This window comes from Companilactobacillus halodurans (genome assembly GCF_009600985.1).
GTDB lineage: Bacteria > Bacillota > Bacilli > Lactobacillales > Lactobacillaceae > Companilactobacillus > Companilactobacillus halodurans.
This window is the reverse complement of the sequence record NZ_VDFP01000272.1, coordinates 1-1,052: the sequence shown is the minus strand read 5'-3', so window position 1 is coordinate 1,052 and position 1,052 is coordinate 1. Positions and strand designations below refer to the sequence as shown.

Below are 1,052 nucleotides of genomic sequence, written 5' to 3'. Positions count from 1 at the left end.
AGTCGTTCGCTTTATGACAGCATTACCTTTCGACAATCTACTAAGGTTTTACCAATCAACCTATGCTTTGATGAGTTTAGATCTACTGGCTCTGATATGTCTTTCATCTGTTGTGATGCGAATAACGATCACAAACTAGTTGGACTACTGTCCAACCGTTTGAATAGGTCTATTACTGAGTTCTTCCTAAACCAATACTCTAAGCAAGAAAGACAGCTAGTAAGAACAATAACGCTTGATTTAAATGCTCAATATCAAACTATCGTTCACCGTTTGTTTCCAAACGCTGAAATCATTGTAGATAGGTTCCACATAATACAGCTTGTAAGTTGTGCCCTAGACAAAGCCCGACTTCTCGCTACTTCTAGATTAAATCACTTCTCTAGAGAATATAAGGTACTAAAATCTGAATGGAAGATATTCCACATGCAAGAATCATCGTTAAATGCCACTGATTCTAAGTATTACAGAGGTTTAGGAGAATATTCTACACAACAGAATATCGTTGACTTAGGACTGAATCAAAGTGATGATTTCAGACATAGCTATAACGCTTATCAATCGGTTTTAGAAGCTATAAGAAATAATGATATCAATGCGTTAAGCGAAGCTATAACGCATTACAAAAGAAATGGCAGTCCTACGGACGTTGCCATGAACACTCTGAAGAAAAATTTATCATATGTTCTAAACAGCAGTAAATACAGTTATTCAAATGTTCCCCTTGAAGGAATCAATCGAAAAATCAAGGCATTAAAACGTGGTTGTTTTGGATTTAAGAATCAGATGCATTTCTTTATGCGTATTCAACTTATAAGGGCATAAAGAAAAAGAACCATACCAATTAAGGCATGATTCTTAGTAAAAGTCCCTACCAACACGATTTGACTTAGACCCCAAAATATTCTATTTTGTCTAACTTTTGTGTTGCACTTCAAATTTCTACCGTACTTTTTTGATATTTAGTTAAGAAATTGCTGCAAATGTTGCGCCGTAAAAGATTCTGTATGCTTCAATAAGTCAATAGGATAACCTTGAAAAATCACTCGACC

At 35.2% G+C, this 1,052-nt stretch carries 1 protein-coding gene; it reads left to right on the top strand.

From position 1 onward, the window contains the following. On the top strand, window positions 1-825 hold an 825-nt coding region (locus tag FHL06_RS14100), incomplete at its 5' end, for an ISL3 family transposase (RefSeq protein WP_153387293.1). Window positions 826-1,052 lie beyond the last annotated feature (227 nt).